This is a genomic window from Polaromonas sp. CF318 (genome assembly GCF_000282655.1).
Classification (GTDB): Bacteria; Pseudomonadota; Gammaproteobacteria; order Burkholderiales; family Burkholderiaceae_C; genus Polaromonas.
Window position 1 is genome coordinate 1 of sequence record NZ_AKIV01000072.1, and the last position, 22,214, is coordinate 22,214.

The 22,214-nt window shown below is 62.1% G+C and carries 23 protein-coding genes and 1 tRNA gene; 12 read left to right on the forward strand and 12 right to left on the reverse strand.

Annotation, left to right across the window (positions count from 1 at the left end; genetic code table 11):
* The first annotated feature begins 120 nt into the window (after positions 1-120).
* Positions 121-459 carry a P-II family nitrogen regulator gene (locus PMI15_RS13410; protein ID WP_007869659.1) on the forward strand — a complete coding sequence of 113 codons (339 nt, stop codon included), beginning with the start codon at positions 121-123 and terminating at the stop codon, positions 457-459.
* A 7-nt stretch (positions 460-466) separates the two neighbouring features.
* Here PMI15_RS13410 and PMI15_RS13415 read toward each other — a convergent pair whose 3' ends face one another.
* From PMI15_RS13415 to PMI15_RS13440, 6 genes are all read right to left on the reverse strand, one after another.
* On the reverse strand, positions 467-1,087 hold the full coding sequence (locus PMI15_RS13415) for a TIGR00730 family Rossman fold protein (RefSeq protein ID WP_007869662.1): 621 nt from the start codon (positions 1,085-1,087) through the stop codon (positions 467-469).
* On the reverse strand, positions 1,084-1,536 hold the full coding sequence (locus PMI15_RS13420) for a diacylglycerol kinase (protein ID WP_007869665.1): 453 nt from the start codon (positions 1,534-1,536) through the stop codon (positions 1,084-1,086). The genes PMI15_RS13415 and PMI15_RS13420 overlap by 4 nt, the downstream gene beginning before the upstream one ends.
* Before the next feature lie 36 nt (positions 1,537-1,572).
* Complete coding sequence (locus PMI15_RS13425; RefSeq protein ID WP_051001969.1) at positions 1,573-2,088, reverse strand: RDD family protein; 516 nt, start codon at positions 2,086-2,088, stop codon at positions 1,573-1,575.
* Positions 2,089-2,190: 102 nt separating this feature from the next.
* Complete coding sequence (locus PMI15_RS13430; protein WP_238541120.1) at positions 2,191-2,862, reverse strand: DUF3106 domain-containing protein; 672 nt, start codon at positions 2,860-2,862, stop codon at positions 2,191-2,193.
* A gap of 53 nt (positions 2,863-2,915) precedes the next feature.
* Positions 2,916-3,368, reverse strand: a complete 453-nt coding sequence (locus tag PMI15_RS13435; RefSeq protein WP_007869673.1) for a DUF3619 family protein — start codon at positions 3,366-3,368, stop codon at positions 2,916-2,918.
* Positions 3,365-3,931 carry an RNA polymerase sigma factor gene (locus PMI15_RS13440; RefSeq protein ID WP_036838986.1) on the reverse strand — a complete coding sequence of 189 codons (567 nt, stop codon included), beginning with the start codon at positions 3,929-3,931 and terminating at the stop codon, positions 3,365-3,367. Before PMI15_RS13440 ends, PMI15_RS13435 begins: the two co-directional genes overlap by 4 nt.
* Positions 3,932-4,254: 323 nt before the next feature.
* Here PMI15_RS13440 and PMI15_RS13445 point away from each other — a divergent pair, with 323 nt between their 5' ends.
* From PMI15_RS13445 to pbpG, 7 genes are all read left to right on the forward strand, one after another.
* Positions 4,255-6,033 carry an acetolactate synthase 3 catalytic subunit gene (locus PMI15_RS13445; RefSeq protein WP_007869678.1) on the forward strand — a complete coding sequence of 593 codons (1,779 nt, stop codon included), beginning with the start codon at positions 4,255-4,257 and terminating at the stop codon, positions 6,031-6,033.
* A 111-nt stretch (positions 6,034-6,144) separates the two neighbouring features.
* Positions 6,145-6,636, forward strand: a complete 492-nt coding sequence (gene ilvN / locus PMI15_RS13450; RefSeq protein WP_007869681.1) for an acetolactate synthase small subunit — start codon at positions 6,145-6,147, stop codon at positions 6,634-6,636.
* A 127-nt stretch (positions 6,637-6,763) separates the two neighbouring features.
* Entirely contained in the window at positions 6,764-7,780 is a 1,017-nt protein-coding gene (gene ilvC / locus PMI15_RS13455; RefSeq protein ID WP_007869686.1) for a ketol-acid reductoisomerase, read from the forward strand.
* A 246-nt stretch (positions 7,781-8,026) separates the two neighbouring features.
* A complete protein-coding gene (gene pssA / locus PMI15_RS13460; RefSeq protein WP_007869688.1) occupies positions 8,027-8,839 on the forward strand; it encodes a CDP-diacylglycerol--serine O-phosphatidyltransferase in 813 nt (270 codons plus the stop codon).
* A 172-nt stretch (positions 8,840-9,011) separates the two neighbouring features.
* Positions 9,012-10,712, forward strand: coding sequence for a 2-isopropylmalate synthase (leuA, locus tag PMI15_RS13465; protein ID WP_007869689.1), 1,701 nt, complete (start codon positions 9,012-9,014; stop codon positions 10,710-10,712).
* Positions 10,713-10,739: 27 nt separating this feature from the next.
* On the forward strand, positions 10,740-12,278 hold the full coding sequence (locus PMI15_RS13470; protein ID WP_007869690.1) for a 2-isopropylmalate synthase: 1,539 nt from the start codon (positions 10,740-10,742) through the stop codon (positions 12,276-12,278).
* 204 nt (positions 12,279-12,482) lie between these two features.
* On the forward strand, positions 12,483-13,550 hold the full coding sequence (gene pbpG / locus PMI15_RS13475; protein ID WP_007869693.1) for a D-alanyl-D-alanine endopeptidase: 1,068 nt from the start codon (positions 12,483-12,485) through the stop codon (positions 13,548-13,550).
* A 39-nt stretch (positions 13,551-13,589) separates the two neighbouring features.
* On the opposite strand, the gene PMI15_RS13480 is transcribed toward pbpG, so the two are convergent.
* From PMI15_RS13480 to PMI15_RS13495, 4 genes are all read right to left on the reverse strand, one after another.
* Positions 13,590-14,369, reverse strand: coding sequence for an IclR family transcriptional regulator (locus tag PMI15_RS13480; RefSeq protein WP_007869695.1), 780 nt, complete (start codon positions 14,367-14,369; stop codon positions 13,590-13,592).
* 73 nt (positions 14,370-14,442) lie between these two features.
* A complete protein-coding gene (locus PMI15_RS13485) occupies positions 14,443-15,228 on the reverse strand; it encodes an arginyltransferase (RefSeq protein ID WP_007869696.1) in 786 nt (261 codons plus the stop codon).
* The gene (gene aat / locus PMI15_RS13490) at positions 15,225-15,998 is read right to left on the reverse strand and encodes a leucyl/phenylalanyl-tRNA--protein transferase (RefSeq protein ID WP_007869698.1); all 774 of its coding nucleotides are present in this window, start codon (positions 15,996-15,998) and stop codon (positions 15,225-15,227) included. The genes PMI15_RS13485 and aat overlap by 4 nt, the downstream gene beginning before the upstream one ends.
* A gap of 209 nt (positions 15,999-16,207) precedes the next feature.
* Positions 16,208-16,283 (reverse strand) — tRNA-Asn (locus tag PMI15_RS13495).
* Positions 16,284-16,534: 251 nt separating this feature from the next.
* Here PMI15_RS13495 and PMI15_RS13500 point away from each other — a divergent pair.
* Positions 16,535-17,536: a glycosyltransferase gene (locus tag PMI15_RS13500; protein ID WP_157214620.1), complete on the forward strand. Its 1,002-nt coding sequence runs from the start codon at positions 16,535-16,537 to the stop codon at positions 17,534-17,536.
* A 33-nt stretch (positions 17,537-17,569) separates the two neighbouring features.
* On the opposite strand, the gene PMI15_RS13505 is transcribed toward PMI15_RS13500, so the two are convergent.
* Positions 17,570-18,238 carry a class I SAM-dependent methyltransferase gene (locus PMI15_RS13505; protein WP_007869703.1) on the reverse strand — a complete coding sequence of 223 codons (669 nt, stop codon included), beginning with the start codon at positions 18,236-18,238 and terminating at the stop codon, positions 17,570-17,572.
* Positions 18,239-18,543: 305 nt separating this feature from the next.
* Here PMI15_RS13505 and thiM point away from each other — a divergent pair, with 305 nt between their 5' ends.
* From thiM to thiD, 3 genes are read left to right on the forward strand one after another with little or no spacing between them, the layout of a single operon-like run.
* Positions 18,544-19,377: a hydroxyethylthiazole kinase gene (gene thiM, locus PMI15_RS13510; RefSeq protein ID WP_007869712.1), complete on the forward strand. Its 834-nt coding sequence runs from the start codon at positions 18,544-18,546 to the stop codon at positions 19,375-19,377.
* An 11-nt stretch (positions 19,378-19,388) separates the two neighbouring features.
* A complete protein-coding gene (gene thiE, locus PMI15_RS13515) occupies positions 19,389-20,039 on the forward strand; it encodes a thiamine phosphate synthase (protein WP_007869713.1) in 651 nt (216 codons plus the stop codon).
* A gap of 4 nt (positions 20,040-20,043) precedes the next feature.
* The gene (thiD, locus tag PMI15_RS13520) at positions 20,044-20,889 is read left to right on the forward strand and encodes a bifunctional hydroxymethylpyrimidine kinase/phosphomethylpyrimidine kinase (protein ID WP_007869715.1); all 846 of its coding nucleotides are present in this window, start codon (positions 20,044-20,046) and stop codon (positions 20,887-20,889) included.
* Here the strand turns inward: thiD and PMI15_RS13525 are convergent.
* Positions 20,873-22,186, reverse strand: a complete 1,314-nt coding sequence (locus PMI15_RS13525; RefSeq protein ID WP_007869716.1) for a cytosine permease — start codon at positions 22,184-22,186, stop codon at positions 20,873-20,875. The two genes, thiD and PMI15_RS13525, sit on opposite strands and share 17 nt — an antisense overlap.
* Positions 22,187-22,214 lie beyond the last annotated feature (28 nt).

The following is a 22,214-nucleotide window of genomic DNA, read 5'->3' on the forward strand; positions in this document are numbered from 1 at the left end:
CGCTGCCCCCCGAGGGGGCGCTGCGCCTGCGGCCCGGCTAAGCCGGTTCCGCGGCCCCTGCTGGGTTAAGAGGGGACGCCACGTACTTTTGACGATATTTAGAACTACCGGAGATATTCAGTGAAACAAATTACCGCCGTCCTCAAGCCTTTCAAACTCGAAGAAGTCCGCGAGGCTTTGGCCGAATGCGGCGTGACGGGCCTGACCGTCACTGAAGTCAAGGGTTTCGGCCGCCAGAAGGGCCACACCGAGCTCTACCGCGGCGCCGAGTACGTGGTCGACTTCCTGCCCAAGGTCAAGGTCGAAGTCGTCGTGAAAACCGAGGATGTGGAGCGTTGCGTGGATGCCATCGTGCGCGCCGCGCGCACCGGCAAGATCGGCGACGGCAAGATTTTCATCACCAGCGTGGAGCGCGTTGTGCGCATCCGCACCGGAGAAGAAGACGAAGCTGCAGTCTGACGGACCGTTAAATCTGGTCGAGGCGGGTGGCGGCGGGCGTCATGCCGGCCGCCTGCACCAGGGTTTCGAGCAGCGGCTCCGCCTCGCTGCCGGTGCGTATCAGGTCCATCAGCCAGTCGTTCATGAAGCCGGCTTTCACCGATGAGGCCAGGAAAGCCAGCAGGCTGTCGTAGTAGCCGCCCATATTGAGCAGGCCGACAGGTTTGTCGTGGTAACCGAGCTGGCGCCAGGTCCAGACTTCAAAAAACTCTTCGAGTGTGCCTATCCCGCCCGGCAGGGCCAGGAAAGCGTCGGCATGCTCGGCCATGATGCGTTTGCGCTCGTGCATGTTTTCCACGATGTGCAGTTCGGTGCAACCGGTGTGGGCCCATTCCTTTTCCACCAGTGCCTTGGGGATCACCCCCACGACCCGCGCGCCGGCGGCGAGCGCCGCGTCGGCCAGTATGCCCATGAGGCCGTTGCGGCCGCCGCCGTAGACCAGTTGCCCGCCATGCTGGCCTATCCAGGTGCCGACGAGGGCGGCAATCGCGGCGTATTCAGGCTGGGCGCCCGTGCGTGAGCCGCAGTAGACGCAAAGGGAGAAAGCGGGTTTGGAGGTATCTGTCACTTCGGTGTTGTCTTTGTTCATGCTGCAAAGCGTTGCCAGAGCGCCATGGCCCAGGTGCCCGCGCAGAGCAGAAGGCTGAGCAGGACGGCGGCGCTGCCCATGTCCTTGGCGCGTTTGGAAAGGTCGTGCCACTCGGGGCCTATGCGGTCTATGGCGGTTTCGATGCCGGTGTTGAGCAGTTCCACGATCATGATGAGGATGACCGTGCCGGCCAGCAGCACGGTCTCCACCCAACTGCGGCCCAGCCAGAAGGCGGCGGGTATCAGCACGATGGAGGCAATGGCTTCCTGACGGAAGGCGGTTTCATGCCAGCCGGCACGCAGGCCGGCGATGGAGTAGCCCGTGGCATGCCAGACGCGGCTCAGGCCCTTGCGGTGTTTTTGGGGATTGACCGGCTCATCGAGGGGCGCGGCGGAGGCGGTGCTGATGGAAGCTGGTGCGGAGGCGGAAAGCGGAACTTGTTCGGGCATGGGGCGATTGTCGCGCAGCTTTATGGCATGTTGATGTTATGCACCCGCGCCTGTCATGCCTTTGTCTTTACGACGGGGCTTTTCAGGCGCCACCCAGGTGATCAGCCGGGTGCCCGCCCAGACGTCGTGCCAGAACTGCTTTTGAGGATGAAAGCGCGCCAGGATGGCCCAGATTGCCACCCATCCCAGCGTCAGCACGGCGCCTTCGCGGCCCGACAGCGCCAGCAGCCAGCTGACGGCCAGCGGCGGCAGGAACCACAGCCAGCTCAGCATATAGCGCAGCAGGGCGCGTTTCTGGGTGATGGGCGCACCGTGGACGTCGACCACGCGGATGTTCCAGGTCTTCATGGCGAGCGTCTGGCCCTTGGCCCAGAACCAGACAAAGTAAATGCCGAAAACCACAAACACAAAAGCCTGCAGCGCATGGCGGTTGTCCAGCGCGTTGCGGGTCTGGCTCAAGGTGCTGAAGAGGTAGCCGGCCAGGAAAACCACGCCGAACATCAGCATGCCTTCATACATCCAGCAGGCCATGCGCCGGGGGATGGAGGGTATTGAGGGGGTGTCGGTGGCTGTCAAATGAGTCGCTCTTCAATGCTCGCGGGCAGAAACTGCCGGAGCGGCCAATAAATCCGGCCGGCTGCCGCCGGCGCTGTGTCAACGCTGGGGCGTGGCGCCTGGGGCACTGGCGGGCAGTGCTGCGGGCGTGGCGGCTGCCACCGGTTGTGAAGCACCGATTTTAGGTGCAGGTTTGCTCGCGGCTTTGACAGGGTGCGGCGGGACAGGTGCCAGTTTTTGCGGGGCGACCGGCTTGACGGCGGTTGCGGCTCCGGTGGGCCTGGGGCTGGCCTTGGCTGCCAGCTTTTGTTTTTCTTCCGGGCTCAGGGCCTGGTAGGTTTCCCATTTGGCTTTTTTCTCTTCAGGCGTGAGCTGCTTGGAGAGTTCCTTGGTCTTGCCGAAGTTCAACCGAGCCTGAGCGCGCTGCTGCGGACTCAGGGTCACCCATTCGTTCATGCGGCTGTGCAGGTTGGCTTGGCCTTCGGGAGGCAGCGAAGGGAAGTTTTTGGAAATTTCCAGCCATTTACGCTTCTGCGGCTCGCTGACGGTGTTCCAGCTGGAGGCCAGGGGTGCGAGCGCCTTTTGCTGCATGGGGCTGAGCTCGGCCCAGGTAGGCTTGGAAACGACCACTTTGACGGGTGCGCTTGCAGCCAGCTTTGCGGCGGGCGCGCTGGTGGGGCTGGCTGGCTTGGGGTCCTGGGCGAAACCCAAGACTGGCGCGGCGAGCAGGGCGGCCGCCACGAGCCAGAACGACAACCATTGCAGCTTCAAGCGGCTTGAAGGTTCAAGAGGCAGGGGGAGGCGCCGGGCGCCTGCTGGACGGGTCATTGGACCGTGGGGGCTTGGGCTTGGCGCGTCACTTTGAGATATTGGACAAAACCGGGGTCGGCGAAGGCTGCGGGCGGGAGTTCGTCGGTGAGCAGCGCCACGTCGACTTCGGCCAGTTCCTGGGCGCGATTGTCGTTCTGGATGGAATTGATGACCAACAGGCCCACAACCAGGGCCACCAGAGGCAGGACCGAGCCGATCCGGGCCCACCAGCTCAGGCCGTCGTCGGAGCCCCAGGTCAAGGCTGCGCTACCGCCATTGCCCACAATGCCGCCGGCGGTTTGGGTTTTTGCCACTTTACGGTTGGAGACGGCCTGGAAGCGCGCGGCGCGCAGGCGCTCGGAAATGTCGTAAGGCAGGTCAGCCGCGCCTGCGGACAGGTAGGAGGCAGTTTTCAGGCCAAAGCGGTCCTGCAGGATATCGGCTCTTTTTTGTAGTGAATTAGTCATAGTTTTATACCTTTGGCGCTCAGGGCTTTGCTGAGAGCGTGAACCGCGCGTGAACAGTGCGTTTTGACACTACCCTCCGAACAGCCCATGGCGGCTGCTGTTTCAGCGACGTCCATTTCCTCCCAGTAACGCATCAGAAAGGCTTCCCGTTGACGGCCCGGCAGTTCCTTTACCTGCAGTTCGATCTCATGCAATATCTGAGCCCGTTCCGTCGCATCTTGGGCGCTCTCAGTACCCTCTGAGTTGGTCAAGGTCTCTAAAGTTTCCAGAAGATCGAAATCTCCGTCTTCCCCGGGTGCCTCGAAGTCGCTCATGTTGGAAAACAGCGCGTTTCGGGTCTTGCGGCGGCGGAACCAGTCCAGCGTGGTGTTGGCCAGGATGCGCTGGAACAGCATGGGCAGCTCCGCGGCGGGTTTATCGCCGTAGTGCTGCGCCAGCTTCATCATGCTGTCCTGAACGATGTCGAGCGCAGCCTCTTCGTCCCTGACGTGGTAAATGCTGCGCTTGAAAGCCCGTTTTTCAACGTTTTTCAGGAAATCCGAGAGTTCTTGTTCAGTTGCCAACGGTGTGGGGTTCCGGTTCGTCCAGCGCTGCGGGGATGGCCCGCGGTCGCCGCGGGGCCTGTGCCGATCAGCATGCATCCTTGGGATGCCGCTGGAAAATTATCGCATCACGGCCGGCCTTGGCCGGCCCTTTTTCGGCCCCTGCGGCCATTGCGCAACGCGAAATGTCATAATATGCCCTGCAATTCAAAAGGCAAACGGGTCATGACTCGGCGGTTTATGTTTCCGCTTATGGTTCTGGCCTCAAGTCTCGACGCCGCTTCACAAGAGTGGGCGAAGAGGCACCCAAGGTATTTCGTTAGAGAAATTCACAAAGGTTCATCATGGAAATCTCCAAGGCGGAAATCGCTTCCGCGGCAGCAGCGTCTGCACACACAAATTCCCAGGAACTCCGCGGCGCGGAAATCCTCATCAAGTCGCTTCAGGCTGAGGGTGTCAAGTACGTCTGGGGCTATCCCGGCGGCGCGGTCCTTCACATTTACGACGCCTTCTACAAGCAGGACTCGATCCAGCACATCCTGGTGCGCCACGAGCAGGCGGCAGTACACGCGGCGGACGGCTATGCCCGCGCCACCGGCGACGTGGGCGTGGCCCTGGTCACCTCGGGCCCCGGCGTGACCAATGCGGTGACCGGCATCGCGACGGCCTACATGGACAGCATCCCGATGGTCATCATCACGGGCCAGGTTCCCACGCACGCCATCGGTCTCGATGCCTTCCAGGAGTGCGACACCGTCGGTATCACCCGGCCCATCGTGAAGCACAACTTCCTGGTCAAGGACGCGCGGCAGATGGCCGAGACCTTGAAAAAGGCCTTCCACATCGCCCGCAGCGGCCGCCCCGGCCCCGTGGTGGTGGACATTCCCAAGGACGTGTCCTTTAACAAGGTGCCCTACAGCGGCTATCCGCAAACCGTGGAGATGCGTTCCTACAACCCGGTTCGCAAAGGCCACGGCGGCCAGATCCGCAAGGCCCTGCAACTGCTGCTTTCGGCCAAGCGTCCCTACATCTATACCGGCGGCGGCGTGCTGCTCAGCAATGCCTCGCAGGAGCTGCGCACCCTGGTCGACATGCTGGGCTACCCCTGCACCAACACCCTGATGGGTCTGGGCGCCTACCCGGCCAGCGACAAAAAATTCCTCGGCATGCTGGGCATGCACGGCACCATCGAAGCCAACAACGCAATGCAGAATTGCGACGTGCTGCTGGCCGTCGGCGCCCGCTTTGACGACCGCGTGATCGGCAACCCGAAGCACTTTGCGCAAAACGAGCGCAAGATCATCCACATCGATATCGACCCATCCAGCATCTCCAAGCGCGTGCGGGTCGACATCCCCATCGTGGGCGACGTGAAGGACGTGCTGACCGAGCTGATCAGCATGATCAAGGAATCCGGCCTCAAGCCTGACGCCAACGCGCTGGGCGGCTGGTGGGACACGATCGAAGGCTGGCGCAAGCGCGACTGTATGAAGTACAGCATGGGCAAGGGCGACGTCATCAAGCCCCAGCATGTGGTCGAAACCCTCTGGAACCTGACCAAGGACGCCGACACCTACATCACGTCCGACGTGGGCCAGCACCAGATGTGGGCTGCGCAATACTACAAGTTCAACGAACCGCGCCGCTGGATCAACTCGGGCGGCCTGGGCACCATGGGCGTCGGCATTCCCTACGCCATGGGCATCAAGCTGGCCAAGCCCGATTCGGAAGTGTTCTGCATCACGGGGGAAGGCTCGGTGCAGATGTGCATCCAGGAACTCTCCACCTGCCTGCAGTACAACACGCCGATCAAGATCGTGTCGCTGAACAACCGCTACCTTGGCATGGTCCGCCAGTGGCAGGAAGTTGAATACGCCGGGCGCTACAGCAGCAGCTACATGGACGCGCTGCCCAATTTCGTCAAGCTGGCCGAGGCCTACGGCCACGTCGGCATGCTGATTGAAAAGCCGCAGGACGTTGAGCCTGCGTTGCGCGAAGCCCGCAAGCTCAAGGACCGCACGGTGTTCATGGATTTCCGCACGGACCCGACCGAAAACGTGTTCCCGATGGTGCAGGCCGGCAAGGGCATTACCGAGATGCTGCTGGGGTCGGAAGACCTCTAAGCCTCAAGCCGCCACACACCCATTCATTCACCGTCACCTGACGAATCTATTGTCTGCCGAGCCTGCGCATTACCGTGCGCAGGGGAGGGCAGCGAAAAGAGGAATCTTCTTATGAAACACATCATTGCAGTTTTGCTGGAAAACGAGCCGGGCGCTCTTTCCCGCGTGGTCGGCCTGTTTTCAGCGCGCGGCTACAACATCGAAAGCCTGACCGTCGCCCCCACCGAGGACCCAAGCCTGTCGCGCATGACGATACAGACCACGGGCTCCGACGACGTCATTGAGCAGATCACCAAGCACCTGAACCGCCTGATCGAAGTGGTCAAGGTGGTTGACCTGACCGAGGGCGCCTACACCGAGCGCGAGCTCATGATGGTCAAGGTGCGCGCGGTCGGCAAGGAGCGCGAGGAGATGAAGCGCATGGCTGATATATTCCGCGGGCGAATCATCGACGTCACGGAGAAGAGCTACACCATCGAGCTGACAGGCGACCAGTCCAAGAACGATGCTTTCCTGGAAGCCATAGACCGCAGCGCCATCCTGGAGACGGTGCGAACCGGCTCCAGCGGCATCGGCCGCGGCGAGCGGATTTTGCGGGTTTGATTTAAGTCGTCCGTGCGCGCGTTTCGACAGGCTCAACGCGAACGGATTTTGAGTGGCGATATGCGTTTACCGTTCGCCCTGAGCCTGTCGAAGGGCATTTTCGCCAATACCTATTCTGGAGAGAAAAATGAAAGTTTTTTACGACAAAGATTGTGATTTGAGCCTGATCAAAGGCAAGACGGTCGCCATCATCGGCTACGGCAGCCAGGGCCATGCCCACGCGCAAAACCTGAACGACAGCGGCGTGAAAGTGGTCGTCGGCCTGCGCAAGGGCGGCGCTTCCTGGCCCAAGGTCGAAAAAGCCGGCCTGAAGGTCGCCGAAGTCGCCGACGCGGTCAAAGCCGCCGACGTGGTGATGATTCTGCTGCCCGACGAGCAGATCGGCGCGGTCTACAAGAACGACGTGGCCCCCAACATCAAGCAGGGCGCTTCCCTGGTGTTCGCCCACGGTTTCAATGTGCACTACGGCGCCGTGATTCCCCGCGCCGACCTCGACGTCTGGATGGTCGCTCCCAAGGCGCCCGGCCACACGGTGCGCAACACCTATGCCCAGGGCGGCGGCGTGCCTCACCTGGTGGCGGTGCACCAGGACAAGTCCGGCAAGGCCCGCGACCTGGCCCTGAGCTATGCCATGGCCAACGGCGGCGGCAAGGCCGGCATCATTGAAACCAATTTCCGCGAAGAAACCGAAACCGACCTGTTCGGCGAGCAGGCCGTTCTGTGCGGCGGCACCGTCGAGCTGATCAAGGCCGGCTTTGAAACGCTGGTGGAAGCCGGCTACGCGCCTGAAATGGCCTACTTCGAATGCCTGCACGAACTCAAGCTGATCGTCGACCTGATCTATGAAGGCGGCATCGCCAACATGAACTACTCGATCTCGAACAACGCCGAGTACGGCGAATATGTGACGGGCCCCAACATCGTGACTTCGGCCACGAAGGACGCCATGCGCAAGTGCCTGAAGGACATTCAGACCGGCGAATACGCCAAGAGCTTCCTGCTGGAAAACCAGGCCGGCGCACCAACCCTGCTGAGCCGCCGCCGCCTCAATGCCGAACACCAGATCGAAGTGGTGGGCGAAAAACTGCGCGCGATGATGCCTTGGATCGCCAAAAACAAGCTGGTCGATCAGACCCGCAACTGATGGGGCGGGCCCGCCAGGGCCTTGTCCTGCAAAAAGCCGCGCAAAGTTCCTGCGCGGCTTTTTTTCTGGGAAGCACAAACTCGGGCGTGTTCCGGAAATTTATGCGACGCCGATCTTGGTATCCTTGGCGCCTTGAACCGGCAATTGAAAGCCCCTGGCGGGCGGGCCGGCTTCCCTGTGGTGTCCTCGGATGCTATGACTTTGATAGCTATTTGCGCGCACCAGCTGTGCTTCAGGAGTTTTTTTATGCATGATGGCGAAGAATCCGCGGGTAACGACCCGGAGGTCGTGATACGCAAGCGCCGCAAGGGCATTTACATTTTGCCCAACCTCTTCACGCTGGCCGCTTTGTTTGGCGGCTTTTATGCCATCGTCATGGCCATGAACGGGCGCTTCGACCAGGCCGCCATTGGCGTGTTCTGCGCCATGGTGCTCGACAGCCTGGACGGGCGGGTTGCCCGCATGACCAATACGCAGAGCGCTTTTGGCGAGCAGATGGATTCGCTCTCGGACATGGTGTCTTTCGGCGCCGCGCCGGCCCTGATCGCCTATGTCTGGGCCCTGACCAGCCTGGGGCGCTGGGGCTGGATAGGCGCGTTTGTGTACTGTGCCTGCGCCGCGCTGCGCCTGGCCCGTTTTAACGTGAACACGGCGGTGGTGGACAAGCGCTTCTTCCAGGGCCTGCCGTCGCCGGCTGCCGCGGCGCTGGTGGCCGGCTTTATCTGGCTGATGACCGATGCCGGCATCAGCGGGATGGAAGTGCGCTGGGTGACTTTCGGCCTCACGCTTTACGCGGGCCTGACCATGGTCACCAATGTGCCGTTCTACAGCTTCAAGGACGTGCAGATGAAGCGCAGCGTGCCTTTCGCGGCCATCGTGCTGATCGCCCTCGGGATCGCCGTGATCAACATCCACCCGCCTACCGTGATGTTCGGCCTGTTCGTGCTTTATGGGCTTTCGGGCTATGTGCTGTATGGCTGGCGCAAAGCCAAAGGCCTGCAGACCAGCGTGATATCGACGTCCACCGATGAGCCGGACGAGCGCGGCCTCCACAAATAATTGTGGTACATTGACCGGATGAAACAAATTTCGCTAGCACTACTGCTATCTGCCAACGGGCGGAGACGGTAGCGCACGCGTACACCTGATTCAACGGCCCGTTTGCACCAGCAACGGGCCGTTTTTCTTTGGGTTGCTGGTTCTTGATTTCGGATTTCGAGAGAGGAAAACCATGTTGAAGCAACCTGCCAGCAAATATCCCGCCTTCGCACCCATTGGCTTGCGCGACCGTACCTGGCCCGATGCCGTCCTGACACAGGCACCCGTCTGGCTCAGCACCGACCTGCGTGACGGCAACCAGGCGCTGATCGAGCCTATGGACATAGCGCGCAAGCTGCGGATGTACGGACAACTGCTGCGGATCGGCTTCAAGGAGATTGAGGTCGGCTTTCCGGCCGCGTCGCAGGTTGAGTTCGATTTTGTCCGCCACCTGATCGACAACGACATGGTTCCCGACGATGTCACCCTCCAGGTGATGACACCCGCCAAAGAGCCCTTGATACGCCGCACCATGGAGGCTGTGGCGGGCGCCAGGCGAGTGATTGTGCATTTGTACAACGCCACCTCGCCCTTGATGCGCGAAGTGGTCCTGGGCATGGATCCGGACCAGATCGTGGAATTGGCCACCAGCCATGCGCGGCTGATTCAGGATTTGGCGCGCACCCAGCCCGATACACAGTGGACTTTCCAGTATTCGCCCGAGCATTTTTCCGGCACCGAATTGGCGTTTTCCAGGCGCGTCGTCGATGCGGTCACCGAGGTGTGGCAGCCCACGGCCGAACGCCCCTGCATCATCAACCTGCCGACCACGGTGGAGCATTCGACCCCCAACGTGTTCGCCGACATGATCGAGTGGATGCACCGGAACATCGCCAGGCGCGACGCAGTGGTTCTGTCGGTACACCCGCACAATGATCGGGGCACCGGCGTTGCGGCGGCAGAACTGGCCTTGATGGCAGGCGCACAGCGGGTCGAAGGCTGCCTGTTCGGCAACGGGGAACGCACCGGCAATCTCGATATCGTCAATGTGGCGCTTAACCTGTACACCCAGGGCGTGGCGCCCAATCTTGACTTCTCCCATATCGACGAGATCCGCCGCACGGTGGAGCATTGCAACCAGTTGCCGGTGCATCCGCGCCACCCCTATGTCGGCGAACTGGTCTACACCTCGTTTTCCGGCACCCACCAGGATGCCATCAAAAAAGCCTTCGCCGTCCAAAAAGAAGGCGCCGCCTGGGCCGTTCCCTACCTGCCCATAGACCCGAAAGACCTGGGACGCAGCTATGAGGCCGTGATTCGCGTCAACAGCCAGTCGGGCAAGGGCGGCATCGCGTATCTGCTGGAAAGCGAATACGGCCTCGAACTGCCGCGCCGCTTGCAGATCGAGTTCAGCCAGGCCGTGCAGGCCGTGATGGACAGCGAAGGCAAGGAATTGACGGCACAAGATCTCTGGCAGTTGTTTCAGGACGAATACGGCATGGCCGGCACCGCGGCGCCGCAGGTCCAGCAAAGCGTGTCGGCGGACGGCGTGGCTTTGACGGCTCAGGTGCAAATCGCCGGCCAGACACGGCAGATTGCGGGGCAGGGCGCCGGGCCTATCGAGGCCTTCGTCAACGGCTTGAACACCGCGCTGGGCGCCACGGTGCGCGTGCTGGACTACCATGAACACGCCCTCGGCTCCGGTGCCGATGCCCGCGCCGTGGCCTACCTGGAATTGCGCGTCGATGAGCGGCATACGGTGTTTGGCGTCGGCCTGGACGCGAATATCGTCTCGGCGTCTTTGAAGGCCATCCTGTCCGGATGGCAACGCGCGCAAATGCGCAAGGCTTCGAGCGAAAATACGTCTTGCGCCGCTTTGGCCCCGTCCAACTAAAAAATCTTCAGCTTCAGGAGCCTCACCATGACCGACAAACTCATTATTTTCGACACCACCTTGCGCGACGGCGAGCAGTCGCCCGGCGCCTCCATGACCCGGGACGAAAAGCTGCGCATCGCCCGCCAGCTGGAGCGCCTGAAGGTCGACGTGATCGAGGCCGGCTTTGCCGCCAGCTCCAACGGCGACTTCGAGTGCGTCAAAGCAATCGCGGAAGTCGTCAAGGACTCCACGGTCTGCTCGCTGGCGCGCGCCAATGACAGGGACATTTCCCGTGCAGCCGAGGCCTTGAAACCGGCCGCTTCCGGGCGCCTGCACCTGTTCCTGGCGACCAGCCCGCTGCACATGGAAAAGAAGCTGCGCATGACGCCCGACCAGGTGTTCGAGCAGGCCAAACTCTCGGTCCGTTTTGCCAGAAACCTGATGGGCGACATCGAGTTCAGCCCTGAAGACGGCTATCGCTCTGAGCCCGATTTCCTGTGCCGCGTGCTGGAAGCCGTGATCAAGGAGGGCGCGACCACCATCAACGTGCCCGACACCGTGGGCTACGCCATCCCCGAGCTCTACGGCAACTTCATCAAGAACCTGCGCGAGCGCATTCCCAACAGCGACAAGGCCGTCTGGTCCGTGCACTGCCACAACGACCTGGGCATGGCCGTCGCCAACTCGCTGGCCGGCGTGAAGATCGGCGGTGCGCGGCAAGTGGAATGCACGATCAATGGCTTGGGCGAGCGCGCCGGCAACTGCTCGCTCGAAGAGGTGGTGATGGCCGTCAAGACCCGCAAGGATTATTTCGGCCTGGAGCTGGGCATAGACACCCAGCACATTCTCGCGGCCAGCCGCATGGTGAGCCAGACCACCGGCTTTGTGGTGCAGCCGAACAAGGCCGTCGTTGGCGCCAACGCGTTTGCGCACGCCTCGGGCATCCACCAGGACGGCGTGCTCAAGGCGCGCGATACCTATGAAATCATGCGCGCCGAGGACGTGGGCTGGAGTGCCAACAAGATCGTGCTGGGCAAGCTGAGCGGGCGCAACGCCTTCAAGCAGCGCCTGCTCGAGCTCGGCGTCGCCATGGAGAGCGAGGCCGATATCAACAACGCCTTCGCCAAATTCAAGGAACTTGCCGATCGCAAGAGCGAAATCTTCGATGAAGACATCCTGGCGCTCGCCAGCGATGAAAGCGCTTCTCACGACAACGAGCAGTACGGCTTTGTGTCCCTGTCGCAGCACAGCGAAACCGGCGAACGCCCCCAGGCCAGTGTCGTGTTCACGGTGGCCGGCAAGGAAGTCAAAGGCGAGTCGGACGGCAACGGCCCCGTGGACGCTTCCCTCAAGGCCATCGAATCACACGTCAAAAGCGGTGCCGAGATGGTGCTTTACTCCGTGAACGCCATCAGCGGGTCGACGGAAAGCCAGGGGGAAGTCACGGTGCGCCTGCAGAACAGCGGCCGGGTTGTCAATGGGGTGGGCGCCGACCCGGACATCGTGGTGGCCTCGGCCAAGGCTTATCTGAGCGCCCTGAACAAGCTCCAAAGTAAAGCTGACCGGGTGGCCGCGCAGGGTTGATGTAACAATTTAGAAAATAAAGTTGTTTAAATTCAAAGACTTGGCGTCGAGTCTGGGTGCAAACCGGGAGACAAAGCGGAAAAATCGCACGAATTGAGTGTATTTTTAGGAAAGTCACGCAAGTTTTTGATATTGCGTGACTTTTTCTATTTGTATACACTCCAGCCATTCCATCATTGCAATCCCACGCAGGCAATATTCACCATGTCTCATCAGATTTTCAATCGCGCATTAAAAATCGTTGGATTCGTGGCTTTGATAGCCGCCTTCGCAGTGCCCGCCGCCAATGCGGCGACCGCCAAAAACACCATTGTCAAAAAGCAGCACGCTTCGTCCAAAGCGTCCGCCTCCAAAAAAATTGTCTCCACGCGCAAGAGCGTACGTTTTGTTGCAGGTACCAAGCGCCGCAGTATCATCCGCGTCTCTGTGCCTCCCAAACCTTCCTTCGGCCAGATCGCCGGCCTGCACAGCGCCCAGGATCCGCTGGAGCTCAAGTCCAGCGTGGCGCTGGTGATTGACCAGGACACGCGCGAAGTGCTGTTCAGCAAGAACGATCATGCGGTGTTGCCTATTGCATCCCTCACCAAACTGATGACCGGCGTCATCATCAGCGGTGCCAAGCTGCCCATGGACGAGTTGATCACCGTGACGCAGGATGACGTCGACACCGAAAAGGGCAGCAGTTCGCGCCTCAAAGTCGGCACCACGCTGACCCGCGGCGAATTGCTGCACCTGGCCCTGATGTCCAGTGAAAACCGCGCGGCACACGCCCTGGGCCGCACCTATCCCGGCGGAATGGGCACCTTCGTGAGCCTGATGAATGCCAAGGCCAAAATGCTGGGCATGACCGACACCAGCTATGTCGAGCCCACCGGCCTGTCCAGCCGCAACCAGTCAAGCGCGCAAGACCTGGCGACGCTGGTCAATGCCGCCCACGGCGACCCCATGCTGCGTGAACTGTCGACCTCCACCGGTTACCAGGTCGCCGTCGGTAGCCGCACGCTGCAGTACAACAACACCAACCGCCTCGTGAAGAACCCCGAGTGGGACATCGGCCTGCAGAAAACCGGCTACATCTCTGAAGCCGGCCAGTGCCTGGTCATGCAGACCAAGATCGCCGGCCGCAAGCTGATCATGGTGTTCCTGGATTCCGCCGGCAAGCTGAGCCGCTTGGGCGATGCCGAGCGCGTGCGCCGCTGGGTGGAGTCCAACCCGGTGACCACCGAGCCCAAGCTCAACGTCAGCGCCTCCGTCAAGCAGGCGAACGGCTGACGGCCGGCCCTTGCGGCCGCGCCAAAAAACTGGCGGTTTTTATTTAGGCCTGTAGCCCAGCGCCGCTGAAATCTCATTGGCGGTTGCCTGCAGCTTGGGTAGCCAGTGCTCGTCAAGCCGGTCCGCAGGCGCCGAAATCGACAAACCCGCCACCAGCTTGTTCTGGTCGTCGTAAATGCCGGCGGCCATGCAGCGCACCCCCAGTTCCAGCTCCTCGTTGTCGCGCGCGATGCCGTACTGGCGCGCCTTGGAAAGTTCGCGCTCGAGCACCGGCAACTGGGTGATGCTGTTGCGCGTCTGTCCCGACAGTCCGGTACGCGTCGCGTAGGTGCGCAGGCGCTGGGGATCGTCAAAGGCCAGGAACAGCTTGCCCACGGAGGTGAGATGCAGCGGCGCGCGGCCGCCTATGGCGCGCACCACCTGCATGCCGGAACGTTCGCTGTAGGCGCGCTCCACGTACACGATTTCGTCGCCCTGGCGCATGCTCAGGTTCACCGGCTGCTGGGTGATCTTGTGCAGCTCGCGCATGGGGATCAGCGCCGCTTCGCGCACATCCAGACGCGCCTTCACGAGGTTGCCCAGCTCGAGCAGGCGCATGCCCAGCCGGTAGCTGCCCGCCGCGGGGCGGTCGACAAAACGTCCTGTGGCCAGGTCGTTCAGGATGCGGTGAGCCGTGGAAGGGTGCAGGCCCGATTTTTCGCTGATTTCCTTGAGCGACAAGGCCTCCTCGCGGTTTGCCAGGATTTCGAGCAGCGTGAACATTCTCTCGATGACCTGGACGGTCGGTGTGGCGGAAGGGGCGGAGTCGGGCTTTTTCATGTGCAGGCTTTCTGCCGCAAATTTTACCCTGTGAAATGCAGATGCGTCTGGTGACGCATGCGAAGCGGCGGGCTCAGGCCGGGGCGGGATGGTCGTCGGCGCCCGGGCTGGCCGCTACGGGGGTTGTGGAAAGCACCCAGCGGCCTTCCAGCAGCACTTCGTTGGGCTTGAACCCCGCCTTGTAGTTCATCTTGGGGCTCTCGGCGATCCAGTAACCCAGATAGACATAGGGCAGCTCCAGGCGCCGTGCCTGCTCGATCTGCCAGAGCACGCTGTAGTTGCCATAGCTCGCGCGGGCGTCAGGCTCGTAAAAAGTGTAGACCGCCGAAATCCCGTCTTCCAGCACGTCCAGGATGGACACCATCTTGAGCGCGCCCGGCTCGCCGTTGGGCAGGGTTTCGCGGAACTCCACCAGGCGTGAATTGACGCGGCTTTGCAGCAGGAACTGGGTGTACTGGTCGATGCTGTCGTGGTCCATGCCGCCGCCGGCGTGGCGGCCGTTCTGGTAGCGCAGGTAGAGCTGGTAGTGCTCGGGCATGAAGCAGAGCTTGAGGATGCGGGCGTGCAGCGTGTGATGCCGCCTCCAGGCGCGGCGCTGGCTGCGGTCCGGATCGAATAGCTTGACGGGCACCCGCAGCGGCACGCAGGCCTGGCAGCCGTCGCAGTAGGGGCGGTAAGTGAACATGCCGCTGCGCCGGAAGCCGTTGGTCACCAGGTCCGAATAGGCGTCGTTGTGAATCAGGTGGCTGGGCGTTGCGACCTGCGAGCGGGCCTGTTTGCCCGGCAGGTAGCTGCAGGGGTAGGGCGCCGTTGCATAGAACTGCAAGGTTTGCAGGGGCAGGTCTTTGAGGTGCGTCACGGTAGGTCTGTCATTCCCGTCGTTAGAAGCTGATTCCAGTATACGGGTTTGAACTCCCAGAGGGGGGCGGTTTTGCCCACGTTCCGGGCGAGATGAGTGACAAATTCCGCACGGCTGATCTCACCCGCTCCCAGCGAGGCCAGGTGCCGGGTGTTTTGCTGGCAGTCGATCATGGCTATCTCGCGGGCGCGGCAAAAGGCCACCAGCGCCGCCAGCGCGATCTTGGATGCGTCGGTCTGGTGGGCGAACATCGACTCGCCGAACACCATGCGGCCCAGGTTGACGCAGTAAAGGCCGCCGGCCAGTTCGCCGTTCACCCAAGTCTCCACGCTATGGGCATGGCCGGCCCGGTGGAGGCTGGTGTAGGCCTGTACCATGTCCGGGACAATCCAGGTGCCTGGCTGGCCCGCGCGGGGTTTGCTCGCGCAGGCATTGATGACCTGTTCAAAGGCGCCGTCAAAACGAATCTCGCAACCGGCCTGGGTCTGTTCCTGGAAGCGGGTCAACGTTTTCCGCAGCGAACGATGCAGCCTGAAATGTCGCGTCTGCAAGACCATGCGCGGATCGGGACTCCACCACAGCGGCGGCTGGCCCAGGCTGAACCACGGAAAAATGCCCTGGGAATAGGCCTGTACCAGCGTCGGCACATCCAGTGCCGCACCGGCAGCCAGCAGGCCGGGGGCTGGGTCGTGATGGCCCCAGGCCTCTTCGAGCGGCGGAAAGTTTTCGCCGGCGGCAAGCCAGGGCACGGGGCGCGGGAGTTTTCCCATGGCTTAAAAGCGCATCGGCATGAAACGATGGAAGCGGCGGGCCGGGAAGGGCATGCGCACATGGTAGCCGAGTGGGTCGCGGCAGCAAGGCCAGCAGGCGATGGCGCCGCTGATGCGCAGAGCGGCCTGCTTGCGGCGAAAAGGCATTGCGGATTTGCGCCGCGGAAAAAGAAATGGGCACCACAAGGGTGCCCATTTCGGAAATTAACTGGCTCCTCAACCTGGGCTCGAACCAGGGACCTACGGATTAACAGTCCGGCGCTCTACCAACTGAGCTATTGAGGAATGAAGCCTTAGATTATAGCGTCAATTTTTAAGCTTTTTAAGCCCCAGTTATTTATCCGTTGACTTCTTTGCGCAGGGGGTATGCAGGTCTCCGTAGCGAGAGCGCATTTTGCTATTGTATTGATAGCATTTCCGGTTCCACCAAATGGCTTGGGCTTGCGAGTCCCGGTGATGACGGCTTTGAACATGGCCGCGTGATGCGGTGTCGCATGCGGAAAGCGAGCTCCTGGCCGGTGATAACCTATGCCAATATGCAAGCTGACCAAACAAACGCTCCAGCCCGGAGCTGGGTAATCCGCAGAATCGGTTTTAGCGTTTTTTGGGCATGCAGCGCTATCGCCCTGGCCCTATGTTTGCTGTGGCAGAAGTATCTGCCGGCTGTGCTCATTCTCGCGGCGCTTTTTCTTGCGGGACTGATTTACCGTACTGCCACGCGTTTTGCGGGGATTTCCCAGAATCTGGTCGACCATGGTGTTGCTGCCAATGAAACGCAAAAAAAAGACTCATTGGTGTCCGTCATCATCTGCAGCGTTGATCCGGTCAAGTATGAGCTGGTGTGCAGCAACTTAAGAGAGCGTTTCGGTGATTCACCGTATGAAATCATTGGCATACATGATGCCAAGTCACTGTGCGAGGGATACAACAGAGGCATCGGGAAAAGCCGGGGCGACATCCTGATTTTTTGCCATGACGACATAGAGATCATTTCGCCGAGTTTTTCCAGCTTGGTTCGCACCCATTTGCAAACCTTTGATGTCATCGGGTGCGCCGGTACGAGCCGGCTCAAGGATAGCAAGTGGATGAGCAGCGGTGACCCTTATGTCCATGGCGTGCTCGCCTACCCGGCTGCCAACGCCTGGCCCAGTGACCTTTTCCATGTTTCGGTATGGGGCGGGCCAGAGCTGACGCAGGTTAAGGGCATACAGGCTCTGGACGGATTTTTCATCGCGGCCAATCGCCGAGTCGTCGATTCAGTGCAATTCGATGAAGAAACTTTTGATGGTTTTCATGGGTATGACACGGACTTCACTTACGCGGCTTTTTTGCACGGTTTTGAAGTGGCGGTATGCAAGGACATCTTGATTGCCCATAAATCAACCGTCGGAGATTTTGAGGGCGTCTATAAGACCTACGCGAGCAGATTCCGGGAAAAATACAAGGACCACTTGCCGGAAAAGGCAAGTGACGACACGACCGTACAGGTCGATTTTCCCTATGTAAGCCGTGCCCAAATGCTGAAGGCCTGGGTTTAACCATTTGTTGGTTTCACCGGGCCGTCCCGGGCGCTATCGGGGCTCGGCCCTGACAACATACTGGATGGGCATTGCATCTTCCATTGCAGTTTGTGGATCTGCTCCTGCCAGCCTTGCGAGCTGTTCGATCACAGGGAAAAATTGATCCCTTGCAGGTTCCGGGAAGATTCTGGGGACGCATTCCGTGACCGTGAACCCCGTGTCGTTGAACATTTCCAGGATGGTTTGCCTGGTGAAAAACCGCAAATGGGTTTTGTCCAGCAGGCCGCTTTCCTCGTAGCGGAAATCCCCGATGCTTAACCGGGCCTGGAGGGACCAGTGCTGCGCATTGGGAATGCAGGCTGCGATGCTGCCCCCCGGCGGCATGGCTTTGCGCACCTTGCGCAGGATATTCCAGGGATTCCTCAGGTGCTCCAGGCAGTCGCCGAAAATCCAGCAGTCCCTGTCCGCATGCTTGTTCCAGAATGCGTCGTCGGCATTCTCGATGTCCATGACCAGGGTCTCGTTGCAGTAGCGATCTGCCAGCTTTGCGTAATCAGGGTCTATCTCGATCCCGAAATAGTGGCAGCCAGGCGATATTTTCTTGAACTCTCTTGCCAGGGCGCCCGAACTGCAGCCTACTTCAATCAGTTTGCTGGCGCTCCATGGGATGACCTCCAGAAGATCCTGGTTGTGAAATTCGTGAACCGGGGTTTGACTCATGGGTTTGGGCTGTGGAGTGAAATGTTCATGCCAGTATGGCTTTTCCGAATTGGACTCGAAAAGCATAACGCAAGGCGTTGTCGAAATTCATTCTAGGCTCCCGCGCGGGGTTCACGGGCAGGGTAGGTCCGGTATCGGCAAAAAACCTCGGAGCTCGCTGGTCTTATGGTGCCAAGGGAGGCCGCTCCCCCAGTTACGCGGCATCCGCGATAATTGCTTGGCTCGGCCCCGCCACCTTGCCGGCGCGGGTTGAAGCATCCGTAGTACCGCACAGTCGCCAGCACCGTTACCCAGAGCAAGCGCACATGATTTCCCCCCTTTCCGCCGCAGATCTCTGGTCCGACCTCGTGTCGGTTCGCGAGCGTTCGCCGCTGGTTCACTGCATCACCAACCTGGTGGTGATCAACTTCAATGCCAATGTGCTGCTGGCCGCGGGCGCCTCGCCCGTCATGGCGCATGCCCATGAAGAGGTGCGCGACATGGCCGGCATCGCCCAGGCACTGGTGCTGAACATCGGCACGCTGGACCCCTACTGGGTCGAGAGCATGAAGCTGGCCTTGGCGGCCGCCTCGGCGCGCGGAATTCCCTGCGTGCTCGACCCGGTCGGCGCAGGCGCCACGCCTTATCGCAATGCCGCGCTGGAGGCCCTTCTGGCCGTCGCCGCGCCCACCGTGGTTCGCGGTAACGGCTCTGAAATCATGAGTACGGCCGGCGCCGCCGTGAAAACGCGCGGCGTCGACAGCGAGGCCGCGGCCGGCGATGCGCTGGATGCCGCGCGGGCTTTGGCTGCGCGCACCGAAGGCGTGGTCTGCGTGAGCGGCGAGACCGACAATATCCTGGACGCCGGCCGCCGCTGGGCCCGGCTTTCCAACGGCCATCCCTGGATGACCCGCATCACGGGTGTCGGCTGCTCGGCTACCGCCCTTATTGGCGCGTTTTGCGCGGTGCAGCCAGATGCCTGGCGCGCCACCACGGCGGCCATGGCTCTTATGGGCCTTGCCGGTGAAGTGGCGGCGGAAAAAACCCGGGCGCGCGGCCTGGGCGTGGGCAGCATGGCCGTGCAATTGCTCGATGAGTTGCAAGGGCTGGACAAGGCCACCTTCACCGCCCGCCTGAAGCTGGAAGTGGTGAACGGGTGAGGGACGAGGGAATGGCGCGATTGAAGCCCGAGGCTTTGCGGCTTTACCTGGTCACCGACCAGGCGCTGATGCGCGGCCGGCCCCTGGCCGACGTGGTGGCCGAAGCCGTGCAGGGCGGGGTCAGCTGCGTGCAACTGCGTGAAAAGCAGCTGGGCACGCGGGAATTCCTGGCCCAAGCCCTGATTCTCAAAGCCCTGCTGGCCCCCCAGGGCATACCGCTGGTCATCAACGACCGCATCGACATCGCTTTGGCTAGCGGCGCCGACGGCGTGCACCTGGGCCAGAGCGACCTGCCGACGGACGAAGCGCGCAAGCTGCTGCCGCCCGAGGTGTTTATCGGCTGGTCGGTGGAATCCATTGAAGACGTGCTGCAAAGCGCGGCCTTTCCGGTCGACTACCTGGGCGTGAGCCCGGTGTTTTCGACCCCCACCAAAACCGACACCAAAGACCCCTGGGGCCTGGAAGGGCTGGCCGTTGTGCGGGCCGCCACCCGCTTGCCGCTGGTGGCCATAGGCGGCATCCATGCCGGCAACGCGCGCGAGGTGCTGCGCGCCGGCGCCGACGGCCTTGCCGTGGTGAGCGCACTGTGCGCCGCCGACGACCCGCGCGCGGCGGCCGCCACGCTGAGGTCGCTGTGCGACCATGCCCAGGATCACGGATAAACCAATGACCGACACTCTCTTTGACCACGAATACCCCCGCGTCTTGAGCATCGCGGGTTCCGACAGCGGCGGCGGGGCCGGCATCCAGGCCGACTTGAAAACCTTTGCCGCGCTGGGCTGCTACGGCATGACGGCCATCACCGCCCTGACGGCGCAGAACACGCGCGGAGTGCGCGCCATCCACGGCGTGCCGCCGCAGATGCTGGGCGACCAGATCGACGCCGTGATCGAGGACATAGGTACGGACGCGGTAAAGATAGGCATGTTGCACGCCCCCGATATCGTGCTCACCGTGGCCGAGGCGATAGACCGCCATGCGCTGCGCAATGTGGTGCTGGACCCGGTCATGGTCGCCACCAGCGGCGCGGTGCTGATCGACAACCCGGCCATCGCGGTGCTGGTGCGCGAGCTGTTTCCGCGCGCGATGGTCGTCACGCCCAACCTCGATGAAGCGTCACTGCTGGTTGGCCGGCCATTGGCCGATGAAAAAGCCATGCAGGCCGCGGCGCAGGAGCTGCTGGCCAAAGGCGCGCGCGCCGTGCTGCTCAAGGGCGGGCATTTGCCCGGCGATGTGGTGAGCGACCTGCTGGCCACGCAAAGCGGCGAACTGCACTGGATGCGCGGGCCGCGCATTCCCAGCCCCAACACCCACGGCACGGGCTGCACGCTGTCATCCGCAATCGCCGCCCACCTTGCGCTGGGCCAACCTCTGCTGGGGGCCGTGCAGCTGGCGCGTGCCTATGTGCGCGCGGCGATGGAAGCCGGCGCCCGGGTTCGCACGGGCGCGGGCAGCGGGCCGCTGAACCACGGCCATGCGCCCCTCGCGATGCGGCTCAAGCCGCTGCGCTAGCGCCGGAAGAGTCAGAAGCGTCGGAAGAACCGGCTCGCGTGAGCCGCGCCAGGGCAAAGGTCAGTACCAGCGTCGGCAGCGCGGCGCCCCAGTCGGGCGCAAGCCTGGCGCACAGGTGGTAGCAAACAATGCCCAGCAGCCAGATCGCGACGGCGCTGGTATTCACCTTGCGTGCGGCCACCAGCGAGGCGATATGCGGCGTGCCGGCCAGCCGCGCCAGGATCACGCCGTACAAGGGCACAAACACCGAACTGAGCATCAGCAAAAACGGCTCCAGGCTGTGCATGGGCAGCACCAGCGCCAGCGCGGTGCACAGCAGGGCCAGGCCCACGCCCCATCGGCGCACGCTCCAGGCCGGCTTCAGGCTGTGGCCGGCCACCGAGCCCGAGTACAGGTCGCCGTAAGCGTTGTCGACCTCGTCGATCAGGATCAGCCCCAGCGCGACCAGCCCGCCCTGCGCCAGCAGCAGCGCGGCGACCAGGTCGGTGCTGGGCGTCGTGATGGCCACCAGCACGCCCAGCGCGTAGCACCAGATATTGGCAATCGCATAACCCAGCCAGGTGCCGCGCAGGGCGCTGTTGCCGTCGCGCCCGTGGCGCGAGAAATCGGCCACCAGCGGCAGCCAGGAAACCGGCATCGCGATCACCAGGTCCAGCGCCGACAGCGTGCTCATGCCGCCTTCGCCGGGGCGGTTCCACAGCGCGGCCAGGCCCTGGCTGTTGGCCTTGGCCAGGAACTGCCAGCTTAGCCACAGCAGCGAAGCGATGACCAGCGGCAGGCCCCAGCGGCCTATGAATTTGCGCACCAGCCTGACCATGGAGCCCGACAGCAGCGCCAGCAGCACCGCGCCCCAGAGCAGGGTGGCCAACAGGGGCCACAGGGCGCCCGCAAAACCGCCGGACTGGCGGGCGATGGCCACGGTGCCGTCGCGCATCACCACGAGCTCGAAGGTGGTCCAGCCTATCAGTTGCACGATGTTGAGCAGCACCGGCAGGCGCGCGAAGCTGCTGCCGTAGGTGGCATGCATCAGCCCGGCGCTGGACAGGCCGCTGTCGCAGCCGATTTTGGCGGTCCAGGCCAGCAGGCCCGCGCCCAGGATGGAGCCGCAGACGATCACCGCCAGCGCCGTTTGTGTGCCCAGGGCCGGCACCAGGTAGGCGCCTATCTGCATGACCAGCAGACCCACCCCCAGGCTGAGCCAGAGCGCGGCATGGTCGCTCCAGCCGAACAGCCGCTCGCTGGAGGACAAGGGCGACAGCGCGGTGTTGCCGGCGGCGGAAGTAGCGGGCGTGGTCATCAGCAGTTCCGATCTTCAATGCCAGGTC

Bases quoted from the DNA above. Each gene is read 5' to 3' on its own strand.
- thiD (WP_007869715.1), top strand. From the start codon at position 20,044: ATGACCGACACTCTCTTTGACCACGAATACCCCCGCGTCTTGAGCATC.
- ilvN (WP_007869681.1), top strand. From the start codon at position 6,145: ATGAAACACATCATTGCAGTTTTGCTGGAAAACGAGCCGGGCGCTCTT.
- PMI15_RS13505 (WP_007869703.1), bottom strand. From the start codon at position 18,238: ATGAGTCAAACCCCGGTTCACGAATTTCACAACCAGGATCTTCTGGAG.
- thiM (WP_007869712.1), top strand. From the start codon at position 18,544: ATGATTTCCCCCCTTTCCGCCGCAGATCTCTGGTCCGACCTCGTGTCG.
- aat (WP_007869698.1), bottom strand. From the start codon at position 15,998: ATGGGAAAACTCCCGCGCCCCGTGCCCTGGCTTGCCGCCGGCGAAAAC.
- pssA (WP_007869688.1), top strand. From the start codon at position 8,027: ATGCATGATGGCGAAGAATCCGCGGGTAACGACCCGGAGGTCGTGATA.
- ilvC (WP_007869686.1), top strand. From the start codon at position 6,764: ATGAAAGTTTTTTACGACAAAGATTGTGATTTGAGCCTGATCAAAGGC.
- pbpG (WP_007869693.1), top strand. From the start codon at position 12,483: ATGTCTCATCAGATTTTCAATCGCGCATTAAAAATCGTTGGATTCGTG.
- PMI15_RS13420 (WP_007869665.1), bottom strand. From the start codon at position 1,536: ATGCCCGAACAAGTTCCGCTTTCCGCCTCCGCACCAGCTTCCATCAGC.
- PMI15_RS13435 (WP_007869673.1), bottom strand. From the start codon at position 3,368: ATGACTAATTCACTACAAAAAAGAGCCGATATCCTGCAGGACCGCTTT.
- PMI15_RS13525 (WP_007869716.1), bottom strand. From the start codon at position 22,186: ATGACCACGCCCGCTACTTCCGCCGCCGGCAACACCGCGCTGTCGCCC.
- leuA (WP_007869689.1), top strand. From the start codon at position 9,012: ATGTTGAAGCAACCTGCCAGCAAATATCCCGCCTTCGCACCCATTGGC.
- PMI15_RS13480 (WP_007869695.1), bottom strand. From the start codon at position 14,369: ATGAAAAAGCCCGACTCCGCCCCTTCCGCCACACCGACCGTCCAGGTC.
- PMI15_RS13415 (WP_007869662.1), bottom strand. From the start codon at position 1,087: ATGAACAAAGACAACACCGAAGTGACAGATACCTCCAAACCCGCTTTC.
- thiE (WP_007869713.1), top strand. From the start codon at position 19,389: ATGGCGCGATTGAAGCCCGAGGCTTTGCGGCTTTACCTGGTCACCGAC.
- PMI15_RS13500 (WP_157214620.1), top strand. From the start codon at position 16,535: ATGCAAGCTGACCAAACAAACGCTCCAGCCCGGAGCTGGGTAATCCGC.
- PMI15_RS13445 (WP_007869678.1), top strand. From the start codon at position 4,255: ATGGAAATCTCCAAGGCGGAAATCGCTTCCGCGGCAGCAGCGTCTGCA.
- PMI15_RS13470 (WP_007869690.1), top strand. From the start codon at position 10,740: ATGACCGACAAACTCATTATTTTCGACACCACCTTGCGCGACGGCGAG.